We start from the raw sequence: 22,577 nt of genomic DNA, 5'->3' as shown, positions 1-22,577 counted from the left end.
TGACGCCCGTTCGGGCGTCATCGGGGAAAAATCAGGCCAGCTTCTGGCGCAGCTGCGCGAGGGTGTCGGCGGGTAAACCGACTTCTTTGGCGGCGGCACAAATCGCCTGCCAGCTGCCGGCGTCCAGCGGTATCCCCTGCGCCAGACGCTGCTGGCGGTTAGCCTCTTCCCACTCGCCTGGGGCCAGAATCGGCGCGTCCGGGTCGTGCGGCGACCGTTTACACCAGTCGATAAACGCTTCGGTCTCGCGCTGCATATCCGGCGCATCGAACGCTTCCGGGCTGAGAATAATGGTGGTCATGCAGTTGAAGATAGCGTCCACGCTGCCCTGCAGCGTCTCCTGATGCGAAGTTTTACCGCCGGATACCGCGCCGCCGATAATTTCGCACAGCGTCGCCAGCGCGTAGCCTTTATGTTCGGCAAAGGTCAGCAGCGCCCCCAGCGGCGACGTCTGCATCACCGCCGGGTCGGTGGTAGGGACGCCGCGAGCGTCGATCAGCGACCCCGCCGGTACCGGGACGCCTTTATGCCAGGCGACGCGGGTTTTACCGAAGGCGATGGCGCTGGTGGCGTAATCCAGCAGCAGCGGCGGATGGCCGGCGCGCGGGAATACCACGCACAGCGGGTTGGTGCCGAAGCGGCTGTCTTTCCCACGGAATGGGGCGACCATCACGTTGCCAACGACGTTAACGAAATGGATAGAGATCATTCCGGCGGCCGCGCACTGTTCCGCCCAGTAGCCGATGCGGCCAATATGGTGCGCATTACGCAGCGCCACGGCGGCCATACCGTGCTGTTTCGCCTTCTCAATACCGATCTGCATGGCTTCATGGGCCACCACCTGGCCGAAGCCGCCGTTGCCGTCCAGCGTGACCACCGCGCCCGCGTCTTTCATGACGCTGGCGTGGCGATTGAGCTGGAGATAACCCTGCGCGTGGGAGCGTACGTAGCTTGGGATCATGCCGACGCCGTGGGAATCGTGCCCGGCCAGGTTAGCGGCAATCAGGTGGTCGGCGATAAGCGATGCTTCTGTGAGGGAGCTTCCCATATGGGTGAAAAGGGTTTTAACAAAGTGATGCAGATCCGTGGCCTGGAAGCGATGTCCTGTTTGCACTGATTCTCTCCTGTGATTGGGTTGCGAATTCTTGTTTTAGTGTGTTTGCATTTCCATGCTGCGCTGAGCCACGGAGAAGATCAAGGTTTTGAATTTTGTATTAAAGGCTTTTCGCTGGTGGTTATTGCTGCGGGGAGGAAGGAGACAAATCCTTGAACCTGATGATATATAAACCACGCCAGGGCGATCAAGCCCCTATGTTAGCGGCTGAGTGAGACGCGTTATACCGCCCTTGGCCGGTAAAATGGAGCGTCACTTTTATTATTGTAGTTAATCAAAGCCAATATCCGGCGAGCCATATATGTAAAAAACTTAATCTTTTCTTAATATTTCTACCGCAGACCGTAAATCGCTTTCGCTTTATCCGACGAATCTTCCTTTAAATTACGTCAGCGTCACAAAAGCCGTAAAAAAACAAAATCCGGCGTTGCAAGGCTCTGACGTCCCGCTATATGTTAAATTTACGTTTAATAATTGATACCTAAAGGTTGATTTTATGTATATGAAAATTAGTGGGTTAATGATTTCACTGTCGGCAATATTCTCCGGTCAGGTTCTTGCCGCAGTCCCTGAGGGCTACCCAGCGGATTATCAAAAAGTGGTGGATGCCGGGATTAAAGAAGGCAAAGTGGTTATCTATTCAACGACCGATACCAAGGCCGCAGGCCCGTTAATTAAAGGCTTTGAGGCGCAATATCCCGGCATTAAAGTTGAATATAACGATATGAACAGTACCGAATTGTACAACCGTTATATCAGCGAACAGGCGGCGGGCGGCGGCAGCGGCGATGTGGTCTGGAGCTCTTCCATGGATACGGCGCTGAAGCTTGCCACTGAATATGCCGAAGAGTACGCCTCGCCGGAGCGGGATAAGCTGCCAAAATGGGCGGTCTGGCAACAGAAAGCCTACGGCACGACCTACGAGCCGGTGGTCTTTATCTATAATAAACGGCTGATCCCGCAGGGGGATGTCCCGGACTCGCATACCGCGCTGGCGAAGCTTATCTCCGCTCAGGCCGATAAATTCAAAGGCAAGGTCACCACGTACGATATTGAAAAATCAGGGCTGGGTTTTATGCTGGCGGTGCAGGACAGCAAAGCCGATGCCAACTACTTTAACGATCTGGCGGGCATTGCGAAAGGCGGCCTGACCGTGCAATCGTCCACCGGTACGATGATGGAACGCGTCTCCTCCGGTGAAAACCTGATTGGCTACAATATTCTCGGTTCCTACGCGGAGGCGAGGGCGAAAACCGATCCTTCGCTTGGCATCTCATATCCGAAAGATTACGTGCTGGTGCTCTCCCGAGTCTCCTTTATTACCGCAGAAGCCGAGCATCTTAATGCGGCGAAGCTGTGGTTTGACTACGTGCTGTCGGAAAAGGGGCAAAGCATCCTCGCGAACCAAGCCGATATTCCCTCCCTGCGCAATGATATCGAAGGTAAAAATGATATTGACGGCATGACCAAAATGCTCGGCAGCGCGCTGAAGCCGATTCCGGTCGATGAAACGCTGCTGGCGTATCTTGAGCCGAAGCAACGTCTGGAATTTATCAAACAGTGGCGTACCGCCGCGGCGAAATAACCCTCCGGCGCTGCGTCTCTTTTCTGGATGCGCAGCCCGCTTAATGCCCGCCAGGTTTAAAGGGATCGCTTATGAATGTCTTACGTCGAAAATGGCAGGGTTTGCCGCGCGGTATCGTCGTCGTGATGACGGCGCTGGCGATTTATGTCCCGCTGTTGTTTATCGTGGTGCAGAGCTTTCTCTCGGCGCCTTTTTTTGCCCGCTCGAAGTCGTTCAGCCTCGAAGCTTTCGCGTTTATCTTTAGCGACCCGGATTTTTATCTGGCGCTAAAATCCGGTTTTATTCTCGCCTTCGGTCTGGTGGCGATCGCCATCCCCCTCGGCGGGATCCTCGCTTTTTTAATGGTACGCACCGATTTACCCGGGCGGCGGTTTATTGAGCCGCTGATCCTGGTGCCGATTTTCGTTTCGCCGATGGTGCTGGGCTTTGGTTACGTGGTGGCGGCCGGGCCGGTAGGTTTCTTTTCGCAATGGGCGGAACAGCTGATCGGTTTCGTACCGTGGAATATCTATTCGATGTTCAGCATCGTGGTGATTGCCGGACTGACGCACGTTCCGCATGCCTATCTCTATATCTCTTCCGCCCTGCGCAGCGTCGGGTCGGACGTGGAGGAGGCCGCGCGCACGGTTGGCGCATCGCCGCTGCAGGTGATGACGTCGGTGAGCCTGCCCATGGTGCGACCGTCGGTCCTCTACGCCTGCGTGCTGCTGTTTTTCCTCGGTCTGGAAGTGTTTGGCCTGATGTTGGTGCTGGGGGACCCGGAAGGCAACATGGTGCTGGCGACCTATCTTTATAAGCTCACCAACAAGCTCGGCACCCCCTCGTATCATCTGATGGCGGCGGTAGCGGTGGTGCTGATCTGCATTACCATTCCGCTGGTAATGCTCCAGCGCCGCCTGATGCGCACCGCCAACCGCTTTGTCACCATGAAGGGGAAAGCGTCCCAGGCCCGCGCGCTGCCGCTGGGGAAATGGCGCTGGGTCGCCGGGATTGTGGTGGTGGCCTGGCTGACGGTCACCATCGGCGTGCCGCTGATCGGCGTGGCGCTGCGGGCCTTTATTTCAAACTGGGGCGTAGGCGTTTCGCTATGGGATGAGCTCTCGCTGGCGACGTTCCGTAGCATCTGGCAGCAGCCGAACCTGCTGCGCGCCATCGTTAACTCCATGGCGATTGGCGTGTTCGGCGGCGCGCTGGCGGTGGTCTGCTATCTGTTCGTGGGCATCGCTATGCACCGTAAACCGGATAACGTCACGCGCTTTCTTGACTACAGCGTACTGGTGCCGCGCGCCGTGCCGGGGCTGCTGGCCGGGCTGGCGTTTCTGTGGGTGTTTCTGTTTTTGCCGATGTGGCTCGATCAGTCGCTGAAAAACGGCTGGCTCTCAGCGCTGCCGGTGGCCGACTGGCTGCGCGAGCATCTGATCGTCCAACTGCGCGCGCTGCGTAATACTATTTTTAGCGTCTGGCTGGCCTATACCGTGGTGTGGATGGCTTACGGCCTGCGGCTGATCTCCTCGACGCTGCTGCAGGTAGCGCCGGAGTTGGAAGAGGCCGCGCGCAGTACCGGCGCATCGCGCGGGCAGATTACCCGTCACGTTACGGTGCCGCTGTCGCGCTACGGCTTAATCGGCTCCTGGCTGCTGATGTTTCTTATCTTCGAGCGCGAATACTCCACCGGGGTCTATCTGCTTTCGCCCGGAACCGAAACGATTGGTTCGATGCTGGTCTCGCTGTGGGCGGCGGGGGCTATCGATATCGTCGCCGCGCTCTCCTTTATTAATATCCTGCTGGTGGTCGTCGGTCTGGGTATCGCCCTGCGCTTTGGAGTGAAATTACATGATTGAATTATCGGTAGAAAACCTGCATCTGACCTATGGCGATAATCCGGTACTGAAGGGCGTGTCCATGGAACTGAAGCGGGGAGAGGTGGTGTCGCTGCTCGGGCCATCGGGCAGCGGAAAAACCACGCTGCTGCGGGCGGTCGCCGGGCTGGAGAAGCCGACCGGCGGCATTATTACCATTGGAAAATCCCGCGTCTATGACGGCAACCCGCGTAGCGAAATTCCGGCCGAGGAGCGTAACCTGGGTTTGGTGTTTCAGTCCTATGCGCTGTGGCCGCATAAAACGGTGTTTGAAAACGTCGCTTACCCGCTGAAGCTGCGTAAGGTTGCCGCCGCGGAGATCAAGCAACGGGTCCAGACTGTACTTGAACAACTGGGGCTGGGGCATCTTGGCAGTCGCCATCCGCATCAGCTCTCCGGAGGACAGCAGCAGCGCGTGGCCATCGGCAGGGCGCTGGTTTACAACCCGCCGGTGATCCTGCTGGATGAACCGCTGTCGAATCTGGACGCCAAGCTGCGGGAAGAAGCGCGGGTCTTTTTGCGCGAGCTGATCGTCAAGCTGGGGCTTTCGGCGCTGATGGTCACCCACGATCAGAATGAGGCGATGGCGATTTCCGATCGCATTCTGCTGCTTAACAACGGCGTGATCGAGCAGCAGGGAACCCCGCAGGAGATGTACGGCAGCCCGAAAACGCTGTTTGCCGCCGAGTTTATGGGCAGTAATAATCGCCTGCATGGCACCGTTAGCGCGCTGGAGAACGGTCGGGCGCGCATTGAGGGGGCCAGCTGGGCGCTATGGGGAATGGCGGGGGAAGGGGTTAGCGTGGGGGAAGAGGCGACGGCGGTGATCCGCGTTGAGCGTTTGCGCATCGCTTCCGCGCCTGAAGAGAACATGCTGGCGCTGCCGCTGTTGACCAGCATGTACCTCGGCGACCGCTGGGAGTATCTGTTTCGCACCGAAGGCGATGATTTCGCCATACGCGCCTACGGCAGCGCGCTGCGCGATGCCGAGCGTTGCCATCTGACATTGCCCGTCAGCGACCTGTGGATCTTCCCTAAAGGTTGAAATAAAAAAGCCCCGGCGGTGACGCCGGGGCAAACCATGTCAGAGCTTATTTATTATTAGTTAAATACCATGCCGCCATCGATCAGCAGCGATTGGCCGGTCATATAATTGGAGTCCGGACCGGCGAGATAAGAGACGCAGGCCGCGACGTCTTCCGGCTCGGATAGCCGCCCAAGGGTAATGCGTTTGGCGAACTCCTGGGTTCCGTAGCCCAGCGGTTTACCCGCCGCTTCGGAAACCTGGCGGTCAATTTCCGCCCACATTGGGGTTTTGACGATCCCCGGGCAGTAGCCGTTTACGGTAATCCCCAGATGCGCCAGATCGCGGGCGGCGGTTTGCGTCAGGCCGCGCACGGCAAATTTACTGGAGCTATAGACCGCCAGCTCCGGGTTACCTACATGGCCCGCCTGGGAGCAGGCGTTGATAATTTTGCCGCCGTGGCCCTCTTTTTTAAACGCCTCTACCGCGGCCTGGATGCCCCAGATAACGCCTTTAACGTTGATATTGTAGACTTTATCGATCACCTCCTCGCGAATCTCTTCGATTGGTGTGGAGGGCGCAACCCCGGCGTTGTTGACGATCACGTCAAAACCGCCGAGACCCTTGCGCGCCTGTTCGACGGCGGCAAAAACCTGATCGCGTTGAGACACATCCACCTTCACCGCTAGCGCCCGGCCGCCGCTGCGGTTAATTTCATCAGCGACCGCCTGCGCGGTGGCGTCGTTATAATCGGCGATAGCCACGGCAAAACCATCTTTCACCAGACGAAGGGCGATAGCTTTACCGATACCCTGGCCCGCGCCGGTGACGAGTGCGACTTTTTTCATTGATAGATTCCTTCTGTAGTGACTCAAAGTAGTTGACTGAGATGGAGCTGGCCCATCAGCAGCGGGTTATCGCGGTAATCCACGGGGATGGCTACGACGGCGGGGCCGTCGACGTCCATCGCCGCCCGCAGCGTCGGCTCAAGGGCTTCGGCGCTCTCTACCGCAAACCCTTTGGCGCCGAAGGCTTCGGCGTAGACTTTAAAATCCACCGGGCCGAACTCAACGCCGGAGAGCCGCTGGTATTTTTTCTCCTCCTGAATCGCCACCATGTTGTAGCCGTTATCGACCCAGATGATATGCAGGACGTTCGCTTTCAGCCGTACAGCGGTCTCCAGCTCCATGCTGGACTGCAGGAAACCGCCGTCGCCGGAAACGGAAACCACTTTGCGCTGCGGATTGACCAGCCAGGCGCCAATCGCCCACGGCAGCGCCACGCCCATGGTCTGTTGACCGTTGGAAATCATGACCTGACGGGCGCGAAAGCTGTAGAGATAGCGGGCGATCCAGATATGAAAGCTCCCCATATCGACGGTCAGGGTGACATCGCTATTGACGATGTCCTGCATGGCGCGAACGATGCGCAGCGGATGAAGCGCGAACTGGTTCAGGTGCGCACCGCGGCGGTCGAGGAGCTCCCGCTGATGCTGGCGGTCGACAAGGATCTCGGCGGCCTGCGGCGAGAGCACCAGCTGGTGGTCGATGCGTTGAGACAGTTTGTTCAGGGTGGCGGCGATATTGCCGACCAGCTCGACGTCCGGGGTATAATTACGCTCTTCGTAAGCGGGCAGCACGTCGATATGTACCAGCGTGGCGTTACCGTTATTCCACATGGCCGGCTCGTACTCCACCGGACTATAGCCGATGCAGATGACCAGGTCGGCGAGATGCAGGAGTCGATCCCCTGCCTGGTTGTTGAACAGACCAACCCGTCCGGCGAAGCGGGTAAAGTGATCCTGATTGACTGCGCCGGCGGCCTGATAGGTGCTGGTCACCGGGATATGACTTTTTTTCAGCAATTCGCGCAGCGCCGCGCTGTTTTCCGTCTGGCTGGCCATCAGGCCGAGCAGAAATATCGGATTTTTCGCGCCGGCAATCATCTTCGCGACTCGCGCAATGGCGTCGTCCGGCGCCGCGCCGGTCTGCGGCGCATCGCCGGCGGGCAGAACCCTGGCGTGGACCGGCCCGTCGACCACGTCCTGCGGCAGGCTGACGAAGGCGCTGCCGGGGCGTCCCTGCTCGGCTGCACGAAACGCGTTGGAGACAACTTCCGCCAGCGCTTCCGGCGCGGTGACTTCCACCGAGTATTTGGTCACCGGGCTAAACATCGTCACCGTATCCATACTCTGGTGCACCTGTTTGGCCTTGTCGGCGCGTTTTACCGCGCCGCCCAGCGCCACCACCGGGTCGCCTTCGCTATTGGCCGTTGCCATCCCGGTAATCAGGTTAGAGCAGCCCGGTCCGGACGTGACCAGCGCGACGCCCGCTTTGCCGGTGATGCGGCCAACCGCGGCGGCCATAAAGGCGGCGTTGGCTTCGTGGCGCACCGGGATAATGCGAATGGAGGAGTCGAGCAGCGAATCGAAGACTTTATCGATTTTGGCCCCCGGAATGCCGAACACCTGGCGTACCCCCTGGGCCTCAAGCTGGCTGACGATGAGGTCGGCGCCGTGCGCCCACTGGCGCGGTTGATGTTGATTATCCACGAGAATCTCCTTAGTTTTCGACTGAGCGAATGGCGGCATCAAGATTGTCTGGATGCAGATCCGCCTGCAGGAAGGCGCTATCGGCAGGAAGGTCAATCATCAATTTGTGGATCTCGCCAAAGGTCAGAACGCCGTGGTCGAGCTGATAATCGAGCAGATGGCCGCCGCCCTGGCGGTCATCGGTGATGAAGTGTTCGTGGTAGCCGGCCACGTTAATGCCCTGCATATGCTGCGGCGTTCTGAACCCAACCAGGACACCCTCGCGCTGGTTGAAGCGAAAAACCGGCTGGTCGTCGAGTACGTCGGTCATCGCCCGGTATGGCGGCGTCTGGCGCGGTACCGTGCGGGTATGGGCGTGGCGAAAATGGCCGTTAATACGCAGGGCGCAGAACAGATTGTCCGACGGAATTTGCTGGTCGATGATGTCGTGCAGTTGTTCACGGCTGACCGGTTTATCGAACGTTTTGCGATACTGCGGCTGAAACCAGGTCATCACCGCGAACGGCGTACGCTGTTCCATACGGGCTTTGCGGGCGCTGCCGTCGGCGCGCAGCTGGTAAACTTCGCTGCTAAACGCGATCAGCTCGCCGTCCAGTTCATTAAAGGTCCCGAGGCCGAAATCGCCGTGGGTGAGCAAATCGGCGATGGTCGTATTACCTTCATAAACGCCGCTTAACAGCGCGCTCATCAGAGAGGTCTGGTAGATGACGCTATCGGGATGTTGCGCGGAAAATCCTCGTAGAGTTTCACACAGGCTCTCTTCACAAGAGCATTCAGCAGAATGGTTCATTACCCACTTCCTCGTTCAACGAATATCAGAAAGGTTAAATAAATGTTGACCCGATTCAGCTCACAGTTCCAATATAGAATCTATGATTGTTTGAGACGTTTTCGATATGGAACTTCGTTATCTGCGCTACTTCGTCGCCGTCGCCGAGGCGCGGCACTTCACTAAAGCGGCAAAAGAACTTGGTATCTCCCAGCCACCGCTAAGTCAGCAAATTCAACGGCTTGAAAGAGAAATTGGCACACCGCTTTTCCGCCGATTAACGCGGGGCGTCGAGCTGACGGAAGCGGGGGAGTCGTTTTATGAGGATGCTTGCCAGATTCTGGCGTTAAGCGACGCGGCGCTGGAAAAAACCAAGGGAATTGCCCGCGGGCTGAACGGTCGGCTCTCGCTGGGCATTACCAGCTCTGATGCTTTTCATCCGCAAATCTTTAGCCTGTTACAGCAGTTTCAGCAGAGTTATCCGGGGGTGACGCTGCATCAGGTCGAAGGCAATATGGCGACGCTGATGGGGGCGCTTGGCGAAGCGGAGCTGGATATTGCTTTTGTACGCCTGCCCTGCGAGAGCAGTAAAGCGTTCAATCTGCGGATTATCGATCAAGAACCGATGGTGATTGCCCTGGCGCGTTCGCACCCGCTATCGTCCCACCGCGAGCTGACGCTGGAGCAACTGACGGACGTGGCGCCGATTCTTTTCCCGCGTGAAGTGGCCCCTGGCCTGTATGAGCTGGTGTTCAACAGCTATCTGCGCGCCGGTGTTGACGTGCAGCGAGCCTTTCAGTCATCGCAAATATCATCGTCGCTCAGCATGGTGGAGGCTGGCTTCGGCTTTGCGCTGGTGCCGCAGTCGATGACCTGCATCACGCTCCCCAACGTGAGCTATCACCCGCTGATGGGTACGCCGCTGAAAACCGACATCGCTATCGCCTGGCGGCGCTACGAGCGCTCGCGCACGGTGAAGCGTTTTCTGGCCATGTTTTAACCGGTGGGGTGACGACGACAGGAAATAGTTAACGCTTTTTAAAACTGTTTAAGAAAGGTAGACGTTGGCGGCGGTTGGGCCTCGCAGTCCGTTGACTCGACGAAATTCGACGCGGGTTCCGGGGCTGATTATGGTTGGTTCGCCGGGCGATAATGCGGAAATATGGACCTGAACGTCTTTACGACCATCGGAGGGGATTATCAGGCCCTTGCCCGTTTTATTATCAAACGCTTTGACAATACCTGTCATTTTTTGGAACAAATAAATACCTTTTAAATATGAAAACCGGCACGACTATACAGTAAGCGCGCGGGAAGTCTATGCAAATCAAAATAAAACCCGCGCAGGCGGGTTTTTTTGCCAAATGAGTTCGGCGCTGGCTGATTATTGCGCAATCACGCGCGGCAATCGGCAATCGGCAATCGGCATCTGGCAAGGGAATAATTATGCAGCGGATCGTGATGAGGACTGAAAGAGTTTATGGCAGTAGGGGCAAATGAGTTGCGCACCTTTTTGGACTCGGCTGAAGCTGTGTTCTGAGTCCTGAGAGCAGTTAGGGCAGGAGCATTTAACGAGATAGTTACGGCGAGTTTTAGCGTCTTTGCGTTCTGACATATGATATTTCCTGATTTAAGAGCGTACGACCATACAGCATTTAGCGGCAAATAGCTCTAACTCATTCTGCGCAGCCGGCGGCGCGCGAACGCAGCCCTGGTCAGGCGCGTAAGAGAGTATTTTTCCCCTATTTTTGTGATTAGCATCACCCTTTAAAATTAAAGTGTTTTATATCAACAGATTAAAAGATGCTGGCTTTGGTTGTCAGAGAACATTTTTCTCCATTTTTAGCTGATTAGAGGGAAAATAGGCAAAATTTTCTTTTCCGCCTGATATATATTTTAACGGTGGTCAGAAAACGCCAATCACGCTGTTAATGATGCGCTAGCCATATTTTTCCAGGCTATTAAACGGATTTTTGGCGATTGTTTTATTTGCCAGCTTCGCTGATCGCAAAAATAAAGACTCATGACATTTTATATCTGATAATAATTTGAGTGTACCCTATGAAAACCAGAACTAAAGATATTGCTACCCTGGCGGTTCATGCTGGAAATCAGTCCGATCCAGTAACCCATGCTATATTTACACCGATCGTCACGGCCAGCTCATTTATTCAACCTAATCTGTATGAAGGTGGCGAATTTTGTTATTCACGGGTCTCTAATCCAACGCGTAAAGCTTATGAATCGGCTCTCGCCGAACTGGAAGGCGGCATTTACGCCACCGCTACCGCCTCGGGAATGGCGGCCACCAATATCGTTATGGAACTCTTACCTAAAGACGCCCATATTATCGCGATGAAAGGCGTCTACGGCGGAACCTGGCGGCTGTTTGAAAAATTAAAAACGCATACCACCGGCGTCACGATTTCCTATATCGATCTGAATGATGAGCAAAGCCTGATAAGCACTATTCAGGAAAACACGGCGTTAATCTGGATTGAAACGCCGACGAATCCCTTACTGGAACTGGTCGACATTGCCCGGGTTTGCCGTATCGCCCAGCAACGGGCCATTACCACCTGCGTCGATAATACCTTTGCCAGCGCCTGGAACCATAAGCCGCTTGAAATGGGGGCGGATATGGTCATGCTCTCTACCAGTAAATATGTCGGCGGGCATTCAGATTTAATTGGCGGCGCGGTGATAACCAATAACGAAGCGCTGGCGTCCCGGCTTGATTTCATTAAAACCACTCTCGGCTCTATTGCTTCGCCATTCGATGCCTATCTTGCCTTGCGCGGAATGAAAACGCTGGATCTGCGCATGGCGCGTCAGTGCGGCAATGCGCAGCGGGTGGCGGAATATCTGGAAAATCATCCGGCGATAGCCAGCGTCTACTACCCGGGCCTGCCATCTCACCCGCAGCATCAACTTTGCAGGCAGCAAATGCGTTCGGGCGGCGCGGTGGTGACCGCGACGCTGAAGGGGGATATCCAGAGCCTGAAACGCTTTATCGGCGGTCTGCACTATTTTGTGCTGGCGGAATCGTTGGGTGGGGTGGAGAGCATGATCAACCATTCGGCTTCCATGTCCCACGGGGCGATGTCAAAAGAGGAGCGGGAAGCCATCGGGGTTTACGACACGACGCTGCGTTTCTCCGTCGGCATCGAACATATCGATGATTTGCTGCAAGACCTGGAGTTTGCTTTCGCCGCTATGGACATCACACAGGATAATCATCATGCATGACTACGGTATCTGGACGATCATTACCCCGCTGGTCACGATTATTCTGGCGATCCTGACCCGCCAGGTGATCCTCTCGCTGCTGACCGGTATTTTTGTCGGCTACGCGGTGATTAACCACAGTATTATCCAGGGGGTTGGCGGCACCCTGAATGGGATTATCGAAACCTTCGCCTCCGCCGGTAACGCGCGAACGATTGTGTTTATGGTGATGATCGGCGGCATTATGCGGCTGATCGTGGTGACCGGCGGGGTGCGTAAGCTGGTGCAGTTTCTCTCGGAAAAAAACGATTTTGTCACCAATAAAAAATCGGTACAGCTGCTGGCGATGCTGGTGACCTCGTTGATTTTTATCGAGAGCTCGATAAACCAGCTGATCGCCGGCGCTTCGACAAAAAACCTGGCCCGGCGCTATAAAGTCTCGCCGGAAAAGATGTCCTATATTATCCAGACCTCCTGCGTGTCGGTCTGCTCGTCGGTGATGATCAACGGCTGGGGGGCGGCGATGATGGGCGTTATCGGAGTGCAGATTGCGCAGGGTTACCTGACCGGCGAGCCTTTTGAAGTCCTGGCAAGCTCAATGATCTGGAACACGATGGCCTGGTTTTCATTGGCCTCGGTGCTGTTTTATATTCTCTCCGGCTACGGTTGGGGGCCGATGAAAAAGGCGGAGCTAAAGTTTGAAACCGCGCTGATGGAAATCGAGCAAGAGCAGGGGGCTGACGAAGCGGACCCGGTTATCGATCACCCGGCCTGTCACTCGCTGCTCAACTTCTTTATTCCGATTCTTTCCACTGTCTTAATGGTCCCGGTGGTGCTGTATATTACCGGCGACGGACAGTTCTCCAAAGGCAGCGGTTCGATGTCGGTCTACTCCGGCGTCATGTTTGGTACTGTTGTTTCTTTTATCTGGTTCCGCGCGCGCGGTATTCTGAACGTTGAGAACTTTTTCAAAGAGCTGTACATCGGCTACGCCAGCATGGTGAAAATTAGCTCAATCATGATCCTGGCTTTCCTGATGGGGCATATTTCAGCGGAACTGAATACCGGGCAGTATATCGCCTCTATTACCTCCGGCGTGATCCCATCCGGATTCTCGATCGGCTTTATCTTCCTGATTGCCGCAGTCATGTCGCTGGCGACGGGCACCTCGTGGGGAACCTTCGCCATTATGATCCCGATCGGCGTTCAACTGGGGGTCTCGTTAGGCATCGACCCGCACTTTATGATCGGCGCGGCGATATCCGGCTCAATTTTTGGCGATATGACGTCGCCGATCTCCAGCGACGCCATCGTCGCCTCGATGGCGACCAACTGTGACCATATTGAGCATATTCGTACCCAAATGCCCTACGCCCTGGTGACGGGAAGTCTGGCGCTCATGGTCTATTTAATCGTCGGTTTTACTCTTTAGTTCATAAAGTTAACCACGGGTTGCGCCTAAAGTTATTGCTCCAGAAAATGCGCCGCGGTAAATAACGCCAGTGTAGAATTCTTCACCCCGCGTTATGCTTCGTTCCCGGCGCTTACCGCCTGATAACGCTTGTGCGCCATAATTTCGATGATTTGCCGGTCGGTGTGCTGCATGGCCCGCCCGGCAATGGCGCAAAGATTAGCAATCGAGTTTTCCACATCGCGATCGACGATGCCGTCATTGCCGGAAACGACTGAATTATCCAGCGCCAGCAGAATTGCCTTCCAGGCGGAAGAGATGCTGGTGGAGACCTTCATGGCGCAGCTGCCGGAAGCGCCATCACAAATGATGCCGCTGACGTCGCCGATCATGTTGTTGATCGCCATGGCGATGGTGTCGAAGCTGCCGTTCATTAACCAGATAATCCCCGCCGCCGCGCCCATCCCAGCGGTGGTGGTGGCGCACAGGGCCGACAGGCGCGGGAGTTTACAATGGATATAGATGGCGACCAGGTGCGAGAGCGCCAGCGCACGGGCCAGCTGCTGCTGGCTGGCGTTAAGGCGTTCGGCGGCCACCACCACCGGCATGGTCGCCGTAATACCCTGGTTGCCGGAACCAGAGTTAGTCATCGCCGGCAGCGATGCGCCGCCCATTCGGGCATCCGACGCGGCGCTGGTCCGGTAGAGGATCTCGGTAAACATATCGTCGGAAACCAGCCCGTTGTCGACCTGGCGCTTCAGCGTCGGGCCGATATGCAAACCCCACTCCTTAACCAGGCCCTTCTTTGACAGAGCGTCGTTCATCGCACCCGCTTCGAGAATAAACGCGATCTCGTGCGGAGGAACCTCGCAAACGAAATCGTAGATATCGCGCAGCGAGCTGCGGGCAACCTGCATCAGCGGGTCAATGCCACGATCGCTGGCCGCGCTTTCGTGCTTGATAAACAGGGAGTGGCCCATTTTTTCAATGGCCACGACGTTGGTGTGGTCGCCGATGATGGTCACCGTCGCGTGCTCATCCCCCGCGTAGACCTTAGCGCGAACGTACAGAATTTCATCGCAGGGTTCCTGCAGTACCACGCGCACGGCGCCGGCCTCAAGCAACGCCCTGGCGGCGTCCATTTCCCGCCGGGTGGCTCTCTTCAGCACCTCGAGATTCGCCTGCGGATCGCCGGCGATGGCGCCGAGGGCCGCGGCGATAGGCAGGCCGGTCATTCCCGTCCCCGGGATAGTCACGCCCATGCCATTTTTCATTAAATTCGGCGAAACCGCCGCCTCAATGCGCACCACCGCGCCGGAGAGCTGCCGCGCGGCCACGGCGCAGGCGAGGGCGACGGAGACCGGTTCGGTACACCCCAGCGCGGGTTTGACTTCCTGTTTCAGGGCGTGAATAAAGGCGTTCCATTGAGCATGATCTTCCCGGTATGACATGACTGAGCCTCTGGGTCGGTACAGAAAAATGTCCGTCGAGCGAAAAGCGTTCTTTCCCGACGTGGATTTACGCCTGTGGGCCGAGGGAGGGCAGTATGACCGACAGGGACGATAGCCAGAATATTACCCCACCCGGCAGAGAAAAAAGTTGCACGTTAAATTTGTAAAATGGCGTATCCGGAGAAAAATTTTCTTTGAAAGGCGCGCTGAAGGCGTTTTTATAGCCGCAGCGGGGGGCGAGGTGGGCAAAAAAACCGGCAGGATTGCCGGTTTAGCGGTTAGATCTTACAGGCGTCGCCGCAGTCATCGTCGGCGACAATGGCCTGCGCTTTTTTATCGGCATCTTCAAGACGTTCAGCGTTGCGCTCTTGCGCTTCTTCCAGTCCGCTAAAGACCAGGTTATCGAGATCAATTTCCATGCGTTACCCACTTAAGTTCAGTTTTGACCGTGAGCAAGTATAGGCAAAACGGCAGGGGGATGCACCTGGCCTGCGCGCCGGCAGCACATAGCGGTAAGTGCAGGTAGGTTCTGTTAAAGCAGGAATAGCCGATACCCTACCAATAATAATAGTTGAAAGACTATTTCAGAAACTGGCGGCGATTATTTTAGTGCTAAGCAAATTATTTATTAAACGAATCGACAACGAACGGTGGGTTAAACATTGACTTGTGTAAACTATGCTAATATTGGCGGGCTTATGGATGTATCTATGGATTATGGTCAATGGCTTCGACAACCGCAGTAGCCGCTATCAAAGAATGGCGGAAAAATAATAAATTTATTTGTCACGTTAAACTCAACTATAAAAAGGCATTGCGTAAATGCCGCGAGATATCGCTAGTCGGAGGGAAATATAAGGAATATCAGACATTATGTGAAAACTACACTTGCGCGAAATTAACCGGCGCAACCGAGGGGCTGGTTAACTTTGAAGATAAACCCTTCAAGGCCTATTTAAATAAAAAGATGTCAAAAAGAGCGAAGCTCAATATTGCTCATGGCGCTTTGAATTTTATAGAGAAAACCTTCCGTCCCGAGGCGTTGCCGCAGTTGTACGATATGGCGGCGTTCGGTCGTTCTTTAATCGCTATTCCGCTGAAAAACGGTGCCTGTATTGATGTGAAGCTACTGGCATCCCCTTTTCAGGAGGAGGGGGAGCTGATGCTGTTAATGTTCCTCGGCGATAGGCGCGTCTACAGTATCTGTTTTTCCTGCACCGCAGATGGCCAGGCGTGGATTGGCGGTATCCAGGGGGGGAAAGACATTGATAATGAAGAAGTTAAGGCGCTGACCAAAGAGCTTTACGGCATTCGCCCGAAAAACTTAATTATCACGCTATTGTACGGCTTCTTGTCGCATTTCAATATCAAGGAAATCTATGCGATTGACAGCCATTACCATGTTAAAAGCGAGAGAGTAAAAACCAGTTATTCTGAGCTTTGGCTGGAAATTGGCGGCGAGAAGCATCGGCGCGGCTGGTACAAATTACCGCCGAGCGAGATAAAGAAAAGCCTGGAAGAGGTAAAAAGCAAGCACCGCAGCCAGTTTATCAAGCGAGAAGGCTTGAAAGAGCTGGCGCAGCTGGATCTTGCCGCCGCGCTACGCGATATTTGCGTGAACCGTAGCGGCTGATTACTCTTGCTGCGCATTTGCCGGTGGGCAGGGGGCTGCCCGCCGGCAATATCGGGGTAAACATGCGCTGAAGGCCACCGGCGAAATTATTCGCTAAGCTTGAGGCTGGGCGGCAGTTGCTTAATCGTGACCAGCACGCCGCGATAGAGCTCAATGGCCCCTAGCTGTTTTAATTTAGCGAGGGTTCGCATGACACCGCTGCGCGACAAAAAGGTTCGCGACAAAATATAATTGGCGGCGGTAGTTTTATTTTTGATGGCCACCGGTTCATTGTTTAATTCTATGAGCTGATGGACAATAATTTCATAACAGGAAAGCTTAGAAACCTTAAAGCAATGGGCGTAGACTTTAGCTGAAGAATATTCCAGAAGGCGGGTGACGTTTTCCCATAGCTGCTGTTCAGCGATGATATTATGGGCGTGATTAATAGAGATGAGGCCAATTGTCGAGGCCTCCTGGGTGCGCAGATAAATATGGCGAGAAAAACGCAGCTGACTATTTATGCCAAAGATGAAGGGGCCCGTTTCAGAGTTGATGACGAGTCCGTCGTTGTTGCGATATAAAGACATGGTGCCTCTGAATAAAACCAAACATTGATGCTGGTTTTCTTTCACAATGCCGATGTTTCTTCTTTTTTCCATTAACATTTTGTTACATTTTGGCGCCAGGAAGTGAATGATTTTTTCAATGTCATGCAGAGGTTTGGTGATGGTGCGCAGCAGGTCAGTATCGTGTTGTATACGGGGGATTGTTTCCATGCTAATGATTTCCTTATGAAAAAGATAACTCCCAAAAACAGCAAAGTGTTGCAACAGCATTATCAATGACGGCGAGGGGCGGATAAACCCTCAATGAGTCTACGCATAGACTTAAAAAAACTTGCCGCCTCATCAGACTTAAGATAAATATTAATAGCATAAGTTTATAAATCTCCTTATTTACGTAACCACTAAATCTATTGGGTTTTATTTTTATATAGATGATGTTTGGGCTATTCCTGATGTTTTATATTATTGGGCGATAGCGTTCATAACCATTAACCGCATGCAGGATATTCAGCAATAAAGGGTTGCTCAATAATGGACTGCCAGTCGCCATGAGCAGAGTCAATATAAGAGCCGGACCTTAAGGGCTCCATTGAAGAAACCGTCAGGTTGGCTATGAAAAAACGAAAATACTTAAGCAAAAAAGAAGTAGAAGCTTTAATTCATGCTTCGCAGCAGCAGGATGGCTCGCTGCGTGATTATTGCATGCTACTCATGTGTTTTATTCATGGACTGCGCGTAAGTGAATTACGTTTTTTAAAAGTGAGTGATATTGATTTATCCAGTCAGCGAATCGCCATTCGGCGTTTAAAAAATGGCTTTTCCACCATTCATCCTCTTCAGCCCCGTGAACAGCTGGCGTTAAGCCAGTGGCTGATTAAGCGTACGGGCTGTTTAAACGCCGATCTTCCGTGGCTGTTCCTGTCGCGAAAAGGCACGCCGTTTTCGCGACAGCAAATTCACGTCATGATGCGAAACTATGGCGTACAGGCCGGAATTGCCGTGCCGGTGCATCCGCATATGCTGCGTCACGCCTGCGGCTATGCGCTTGCGGAAGAGGGCGTGGATACCCGACTGATTCAGGATTATCTCGGTCATCGCAATATTCAACATACCGTACTGTATACGGCGAGCAATCCAGCGCGCTTTAACTCCATTACCCTCTGACGCCAGGGTATCTGGCCCGACAAGAGCCAGATACCCTTTAGTTGTAGGTAAAATTCATGACGACCATGGTGCTGATATTCCCCGCGGTGGCGCCGCCTGCGACGCTAAAGATGCGCGCCCGCATGTCGAATATAGCCTGACGGCGAGTATCAACATCGACGGCAATCGATTTTCCGCTGCCGGCATTAACCGAGCCGGTTATACGCTGGAGTTCTATCGCAACATTGCGTGAACTGTCAGGGCGGTTCACGTTGGCATAGAGACCAGGGTCGGTACCGTCGACAGGGCCGGTAAAGTGCGCGGTCACCCTTGATGTCCCGACAGGACAGTCGCTCAACGTCACGTAAAACGCTTTCCACGCTGAATAAGAGTTGGCCTCGCTGAGCCGACGGCTGGGAATATTATGTCCGAGGTCGATATTATAGATACCGTTGTTCTCGACGGTGCAGGAGGAAGCAACAATATCCCCGTTGATATACAGGGTAACATCCGCTGCATTAACGGGCGATGATGACGCAATCGCCGTAAATAACGTGATAGCGGCCGGGCTGGCGATAATTCTCATTATCGACTCCTTAGTAACCAATTAGAACCGGGAACGGGATAAATTCAGTTGTACATCATCGTTAAGGTTGCCACCGCGTTGGCGCGGCCGGGATGGATCGCCGGCGCGTTCTGGTAATAGCGAAAGGTGAGCGGCAGGGTTATCGATGCTCCAGCCTCAGGGATGGTGCCGACCGGGAAAAACCGATCAAACTGGACGGGTGAACCGTTATGGAGCACCTGGACGCCGATCCCTTCGGCCACGCCGGTTTCATTGCTTAAGGCCACTACGCCGAGCGTCGGCGAAAGGTAGCTCTGGCTGCTGATAGACGTATTCACGGCGACCTTATCATCGCACCGCACCGGGATCTGGAGGTTTTGTTCGACGCTGGTGCTGCCGGGGCCGGAGAATTGGCTGACCGGGATCGCGCCCATGGTGACGGTGAGCGTCGAGGGCACGATGCAGCTTACCGCTTTATAAACAATATCTCCGGCATAACCTATAAAGTTTTGCTGGCCCTGACTACCGATGCCGAGGCCGGTATCGTAGGCACCCATACCGAATTTGGTTTGCGCGACGTCGAGCGTGCCGCTAATGGCGGTCTCTCCGGTTTTTACCAGCGCCAGTTTAACCGTATAGCCAAAGGTCAGATTGCCGTCGCTGGAGACATACCCCAGCGCATCCCCACGCGTATCGCAGTCGCTGCCGGCGCCTTTGATTCTCCGACCGGCGCTATTTTGTAGCGCAATCCCGATCCCCTCGACCCCGGTTTTATAGACCCCGGGGAAACCCGCCACTTCTTCGCCGCTGCCGTAATAGCAGGCGATAATGGGGTGGCCGGGGGTGACGGGAGCCCAACCGTGGCGATCTTTGCAGTTTCCGCTAAAGGTGAACACCCGCTGAGTGCCGGGAATATCGCTGCCAACCGGCAGCGACTGCGATACCGCGATCTGCGCAAGCTGCTGGATATACGGCGTGGACGGGGAACTGGGGCAATAATAGCCGTTATCTGCATGGGCAGCGCTCGCGATAAGGATGGCCAGCATAAGGGGGACGTGGACTCGTTTCATATCGTCATGCTCCTGCTATAGACACTGTTCATTGAGGTTGATAATCCCGCCCGCGCTTGGCGTCAGGCGGTAATTCACCGTGCATCGGCCATCCGGCTCGCTGCTCCAGCTAACGTTCAACTGGCCGGCGTCTCTTAACCCTGTGAGATAGACCTGCCCGCCATCGCCTACGATGAAGCTTGCTGCCGTCGGGGAGGCGGGATCGATAACCGCTGCGCCGAACGGCACCGGCGCGCCGTTGCGTTTGCGCAGATTCATCAATACCCGTTTCCCGAGGCTGGTTTGATAACTGGCTTTCACCAGCGCGCCGCGCGTGGGGATAACCGTCTGGGTCGCTAGCGCCAGCTCCGCGTCATCGGCCAGGGTTTCGGTATTCAGCGTGAGATCGTTTTTGCGATAGGGGCTGAGGTAGGGGATGACGGTGTAGCCGAAGAGATCGGTTTTCACCCCTGATTGTCCGAGCACCGACACGTTTTGCGCTCCGGGAGCGGCGATCAGCGCCATCGTTTCGCCGAGGGGCTGGCTGAAGGTGATACCGTTGCGATGCGCGACGATCCCACCCTGCAAACCGTAGTTAAAGCGCTCGCTGTAGCGGTCGCGGGCGTAGCCGACGAGGGGCTCAGCGTAAGAGGCGCGCCAGTCGGCATTGAGCCCGCTATTACTCCCCTGGCCCTGAGAGCCATAGCCCTGCATGACGCTCCAGTTCAGGTTATTATCGGCCAGCAGGGTGCCGCCCAGGCTCACATTATTGGTGGTATTCCCCCGCTTACTGGTATTCAGCATGTAGCTGACGTAGGTCGAATGACCGCCGAATAATTTATCCAGAGGAATACTCATGGTGAGCGCAAACAGCCCATCGCGGTCGTAGGCGCGCCCGGAACGCTGGCCGTAGCGTTCCGCTGAATGAATGTTATAGCTGTAGCTCAGACTGAAACTGATGCCTTGATACGAACTGTTGTAGCTCGCGCTGTAGGACTCCATACGCTTGTTGGTGTCCCAGTAGTCTTCGAGGATCGCGCTAAGGGCGAGGTTGCCTGGAATCTGAAAGAGATCCTGGGTGACGGTGAGCTCCGCGCGGTTGCGTCTGCGTTCCGGCGCAGCGTAGCGTCGTCCATCGCGCCAGGTGTTGAGCACGTCCTGCATATCCCAAAAGCCGCTGGTGGCGTAACGATATCCCGCAAAGGTGAAATTGGTCCCGGTCTGCACCACGTTTTTACTGTAGCGAATACGCCATGACTGACCCTCTTCACGCGCGCGGTATTTTTGCCGTGACCATGCCTGGGTGACATCGGCGGATACGGCGCCAACGGGGCCGAGGTTTTTACCCACCCCTAGCGCCAACGCCTGGTACCTGTTGCTAAACTGTCCGCCGCCGTAAACGGTGTAGCCGGCAGGAAGACCGTAAATCGCGGTACCGGCAGCCAGCGGAGTTTTATCGATGCCGTTGTCATAGGCGCGGTAAACGCCCGCGGTCATGGCGTACTTTAAGCGACCTTCACGCTGCAGGACCGGGACCGAGGCGTAGGGCACCACGAGGATTTGCTCGCTGCCGTCAGACTCTTTGATGGTGACGTAGAGGTCGCCAGAACCGCCAGTGGGGTACATATCGCTGATTTCGAAGCTACCGGGCGAAACATAGGTCTGATAAATGATGTAGCCGTTTTGCCGGATCGTGACCTGGGCATGGGTGCGGGCGATCCCCCGCACCACCGGGGCATAGCCGCGTAGGCTCTCCGGCAGCATATCGTCGTCAGACGCCAGCTGGCCGCCGCGAAACGGAATACTGTCGAAAATATCGGAGGGCGTGGTGCTGTCGCCCAGCGTCAGGCGGCTCCTCAGGGCACGTATATCGCGCTGTGCGTAGGTATAGACGGTATCCCATTTTGTGGAGGTACCGCTTTTGCCGTCCTGGCTGCTGCGATTCCAGGTGGTGTAATTACGCAACCGCCAGGGACCGAGATTGAGTCCGGGGCGCAAATTAACGTACTGCGCGTTTCCGTTGTCGCCGCCGCCCTTTTTCTCCCGATTGTTAGCGCCGCTTACGCTGTAATTTATCAGCGCCGCCGGAATACCGTCATCCCAGCGCGCCGGATCGACCCAGCCGCGCGCGGCGTTGTTAAGCGAAGATTGCGGAAAACTCAACAACAGCTGCTGGCGTGAAAAACGAAAGTCGGCGCTGGCCTGGGGAAGCGCCGACAGCCTGGCGCAGCCATCGGCGGTCGGGCCTAATGCCGGGTAGCGCTGGGTCATGACGCCCCATGACGCCAGGTCGCTCAGGGACAGACAGGGCTGTAATGTACTCAGCCCCTGCGCGTTTTGCTGCATGCGGAACTCAACGTCGCGGGTATCCACTTTGCTGTTATTAACATAAATATCGACCCTGTAGCGGCCGGGCAGCTGCCCGCCATGCTCCTCAAAGGCGGAGAGATCGGTAGCGGCCTGGCCGCCGTCGCCGGTTTCCAGATGGGCGGCGTTGAACCGGTCGCGGGCGTTAGCAGAGGGGCATATCGCCGCAATCAGGGCAACCTGGGTGGCGATAAGGCAAGCTAAATTCAAGGGCGAGTCGCTTAACGTTCTTTTGTTCATCCTGAAGTGCTCCTTAGTTGACGGCTGATAGCCGCAGCGC

20 protein-coding genes are annotated in these 22,577 nt (G+C 55.4%); 8 read left to right on the top strand and 12 right to left on the bottom strand.

The genetic code is table 11. The features are described 5' to 3' along the window. Positions 1 to 31 precede the first annotated feature (31 nt). Positions 32 to 1,114, bottom strand: coding sequence for a malate/lactate/ureidoglycolate dehydrogenase (locus IYV58_RS15705; RefSeq protein ID WP_004119284.1), 1,083 nt, complete (start codon positions 1,112 to 1,114; stop codon positions 32 to 34). A gap of 496 nt (positions 1,115 to 1,610) precedes the next feature. Between IYV58_RS15705 and IYV58_RS15700 the strand changes: the two genes are divergently transcribed. The 3 genes from IYV58_RS15700 to IYV58_RS15690 all read left to right on the top strand — a co-directional run bounded on the left by IYV58_RS15700 (position 1,611) and on the right by IYV58_RS15690 (position 5,603). Next, a complete protein-coding gene (locus tag IYV58_RS15700) occupies positions 1,611 to 2,699 on the top strand; it encodes an ABC transporter substrate-binding protein (protein ID WP_004119286.1) in 1,089 nt (362 codons plus the stop codon). Positions 2,700 to 2,770: 71 nt separating this feature from the next. Continuing rightward, positions 2,771 to 4,540 (top strand): ABC transporter permease, encoded by a 1,770-nt coding sequence (locus tag IYV58_RS15695; RefSeq protein ID WP_112164811.1) that lies wholly within the window; start codon positions 2,771 to 2,773, stop codon positions 4,538 to 4,540. Beyond that, complete coding sequence (locus IYV58_RS15690) at positions 4,533 to 5,603, top strand: ABC transporter ATP-binding protein (RefSeq protein WP_004119295.1); 1,071 nt, start codon at positions 4,533 to 4,535, stop codon at positions 5,601 to 5,603. Before IYV58_RS15695 ends, IYV58_RS15690 begins: the two co-directional genes overlap by 8 nt. Before the next feature lie 56 nt (positions 5,604 to 5,659). On the opposite strand, the gene IYV58_RS15685 is transcribed toward IYV58_RS15690, so the two are convergent. Genes IYV58_RS15685 through budA form a run of 3 tightly spaced genes read right to left on the bottom strand, consistent with a single transcriptional unit; the run spans position 5,660 to position 8,923 of the window. Next, the gene (locus IYV58_RS15685) at positions 5,660 to 6,430 is read right to left on the bottom strand and encodes a (S)-acetoin forming diacetyl reductase (RefSeq protein WP_004119299.1); all 771 of its coding nucleotides are present in this window, start codon (positions 6,428 to 6,430) and stop codon (positions 5,660 to 5,662) included. 23 nt (positions 6,431 to 6,453) lie between these two features. Continuing rightward, a complete protein-coding gene (gene alsS / locus IYV58_RS15680) occupies positions 6,454 to 8,172 on the bottom strand; it encodes an acetolactate synthase AlsS (protein WP_211172100.1) in 1,719 nt (572 codons plus the stop codon). Beyond that, positions 8,144 to 8,923 (bottom strand): acetolactate decarboxylase, encoded by a 780-nt coding sequence (gene budA, locus IYV58_RS15675; protein WP_004119304.1) that lies wholly within the window; start codon positions 8,921 to 8,923, stop codon positions 8,144 to 8,146. Before budA ends, alsS begins: the two co-directional genes overlap by 29 nt. Before the next feature lie 106 nt (positions 8,924 to 9,029). Between budA and IYV58_RS15670 the strand changes: the two genes are divergently transcribed. Next, complete coding sequence (locus tag IYV58_RS15670; protein ID WP_195729126.1) at positions 9,030 to 9,902, top strand: LysR family transcriptional regulator; 873 nt, start codon at positions 9,030 to 9,032, stop codon at positions 9,900 to 9,902. Between the two features lie 48 nt (positions 9,903 to 9,950). Here the strand turns inward: IYV58_RS15670 and cspF are convergent, their stop codons facing one another. Together cspF and IYV58_RS28350 are read right to left on the bottom strand one after the other, a co-directional pair. Next, a complete protein-coding gene (gene cspF / locus IYV58_RS15665) occupies positions 9,951 to 10,163 on the bottom strand; it encodes a cold shock-like protein CspF (RefSeq protein WP_071988214.1) in 213 nt (70 codons plus the stop codon). A gap of 183 nt (positions 10,164 to 10,346) precedes the next feature. Further along, a complete protein-coding gene (locus IYV58_RS28350) occupies positions 10,347 to 10,517 on the bottom strand; it encodes a YnfU family zinc-binding protein (RefSeq protein ID WP_216356110.1) in 171 nt (56 codons plus the stop codon). Between the two features lie 446 nt (positions 10,518 to 10,963). Here IYV58_RS28350 and IYV58_RS15660 point away from each other — a divergent pair, with 446 nt between their 5' ends. Together IYV58_RS15660 and IYV58_RS15655 are read left to right on the top strand one after the other, a co-directional pair. After that, the gene (locus tag IYV58_RS15660; protein WP_004119311.1) at positions 10,964 to 12,151 is read left to right on the top strand and encodes a trans-sulfuration enzyme family protein; all 1,188 of its coding nucleotides are present in this window, start codon (positions 10,964 to 10,966) and stop codon (positions 12,149 to 12,151) included. After that, a complete protein-coding gene (locus IYV58_RS15655) occupies positions 12,144 to 13,562 on the top strand; it encodes a Na+/H+ antiporter NhaC family protein (RefSeq protein ID WP_087828217.1) in 1,419 nt (472 codons plus the stop codon). The genes IYV58_RS15660 and IYV58_RS15655 overlap by 8 nt, the downstream gene beginning before the upstream one ends. 92 nt (positions 13,563 to 13,654) lie before the next feature. On the opposite strand, the gene IYV58_RS15650 is transcribed toward IYV58_RS15655, so the two are convergent. Continuing rightward, positions 13,655 to 14,992 carry an L-cysteine desulfidase family protein gene (locus tag IYV58_RS15650; RefSeq protein ID WP_142445623.1) on the bottom strand — a complete coding sequence of 446 codons (1,338 nt, stop codon included), beginning with the start codon at positions 14,990 to 14,992 and terminating at the stop codon, positions 13,655 to 13,657. Between the two features lie 278 nt (positions 14,993 to 15,270). Beyond that, entirely contained in the window at positions 15,271 to 15,411 is a 141-nt protein-coding gene (locus IYV58_RS15645; RefSeq protein ID WP_004102786.1) for a hypothetical protein, read from the bottom strand. 305 nt (positions 15,412 to 15,716) lie between these two features. Between IYV58_RS15645 and IYV58_RS15640 the strand changes: the two genes are divergently transcribed. Beyond that, entirely contained in the window at positions 15,717 to 16,625 is a 909-nt protein-coding gene (locus IYV58_RS15640; RefSeq protein ID WP_004119326.1) for a DUF535 family protein, read from the top strand. Positions 16,626 to 16,711: 86 nt separating this feature from the next. Here IYV58_RS15640 and IYV58_RS15635 read toward each other — a convergent pair whose 3' ends face one another. Then, complete coding sequence (locus IYV58_RS15635; protein WP_049114254.1) at positions 16,712 to 17,383, bottom strand: helix-turn-helix domain-containing protein; 672 nt, start codon at positions 17,381 to 17,383, stop codon at positions 16,712 to 16,714. 402 nt (positions 17,384 to 17,785) lie between these two features. On the opposite strand from IYV58_RS15635, the gene IYV58_RS15630 reads away from it, so the two are divergent. Continuing rightward, positions 17,786 to 18,337, top strand: coding sequence for a tyrosine-type DNA invertase (locus IYV58_RS15630; RefSeq protein ID WP_004119335.1), 552 nt, complete (start codon positions 17,786 to 17,788; stop codon positions 18,335 to 18,337). Positions 18,338 to 18,374: 37 nt separating this feature from the next. Here the strand turns inward: IYV58_RS15630 and IYV58_RS15625 are convergent, their stop codons facing one another. The 3 genes from IYV58_RS15625 to IYV58_RS15615 are packed head-to-tail and all read right to left on the bottom strand — an operon-like array spanning position 18,375 to position 22,537. After that, positions 18,375 to 18,902 carry a fimbrial protein gene (locus IYV58_RS15625; protein ID WP_004119337.1) on the bottom strand — a complete coding sequence of 176 codons (528 nt, stop codon included), beginning with the start codon at positions 18,900 to 18,902 and terminating at the stop codon, positions 18,375 to 18,377. Positions 18,903 to 18,946: 44 nt separating this feature from the next. Beyond that, complete coding sequence (locus IYV58_RS15620; RefSeq protein ID WP_195729125.1) at positions 18,947 to 19,951, bottom strand: fimbrial protein; 1,005 nt, start codon at positions 19,949 to 19,951, stop codon at positions 18,947 to 18,949. Between the two features lie 15 nt (positions 19,952 to 19,966). Further along, positions 19,967 to 22,537 (bottom strand): fimbria/pilus outer membrane usher protein, encoded by a 2,571-nt coding sequence (locus IYV58_RS15615; RefSeq protein ID WP_195729124.1) that lies wholly within the window; start codon positions 22,535 to 22,537, stop codon positions 19,967 to 19,969. Positions 22,538 to 22,577 lie beyond the last annotated feature (40 nt).

Source organism: Klebsiella sp. BDA134-6 (assembly GCF_015601345.1).
GTDB classification, from domain to species: domain Bacteria; phylum Pseudomonadota; class Gammaproteobacteria; order Enterobacterales; family Enterobacteriaceae; genus Klebsiella; species Klebsiella grimontii.
The sequence above is the reverse complement of the archived record's forward strand: the minus strand, read 5'-3'. Positions and strand labels throughout refer to the sequence as shown.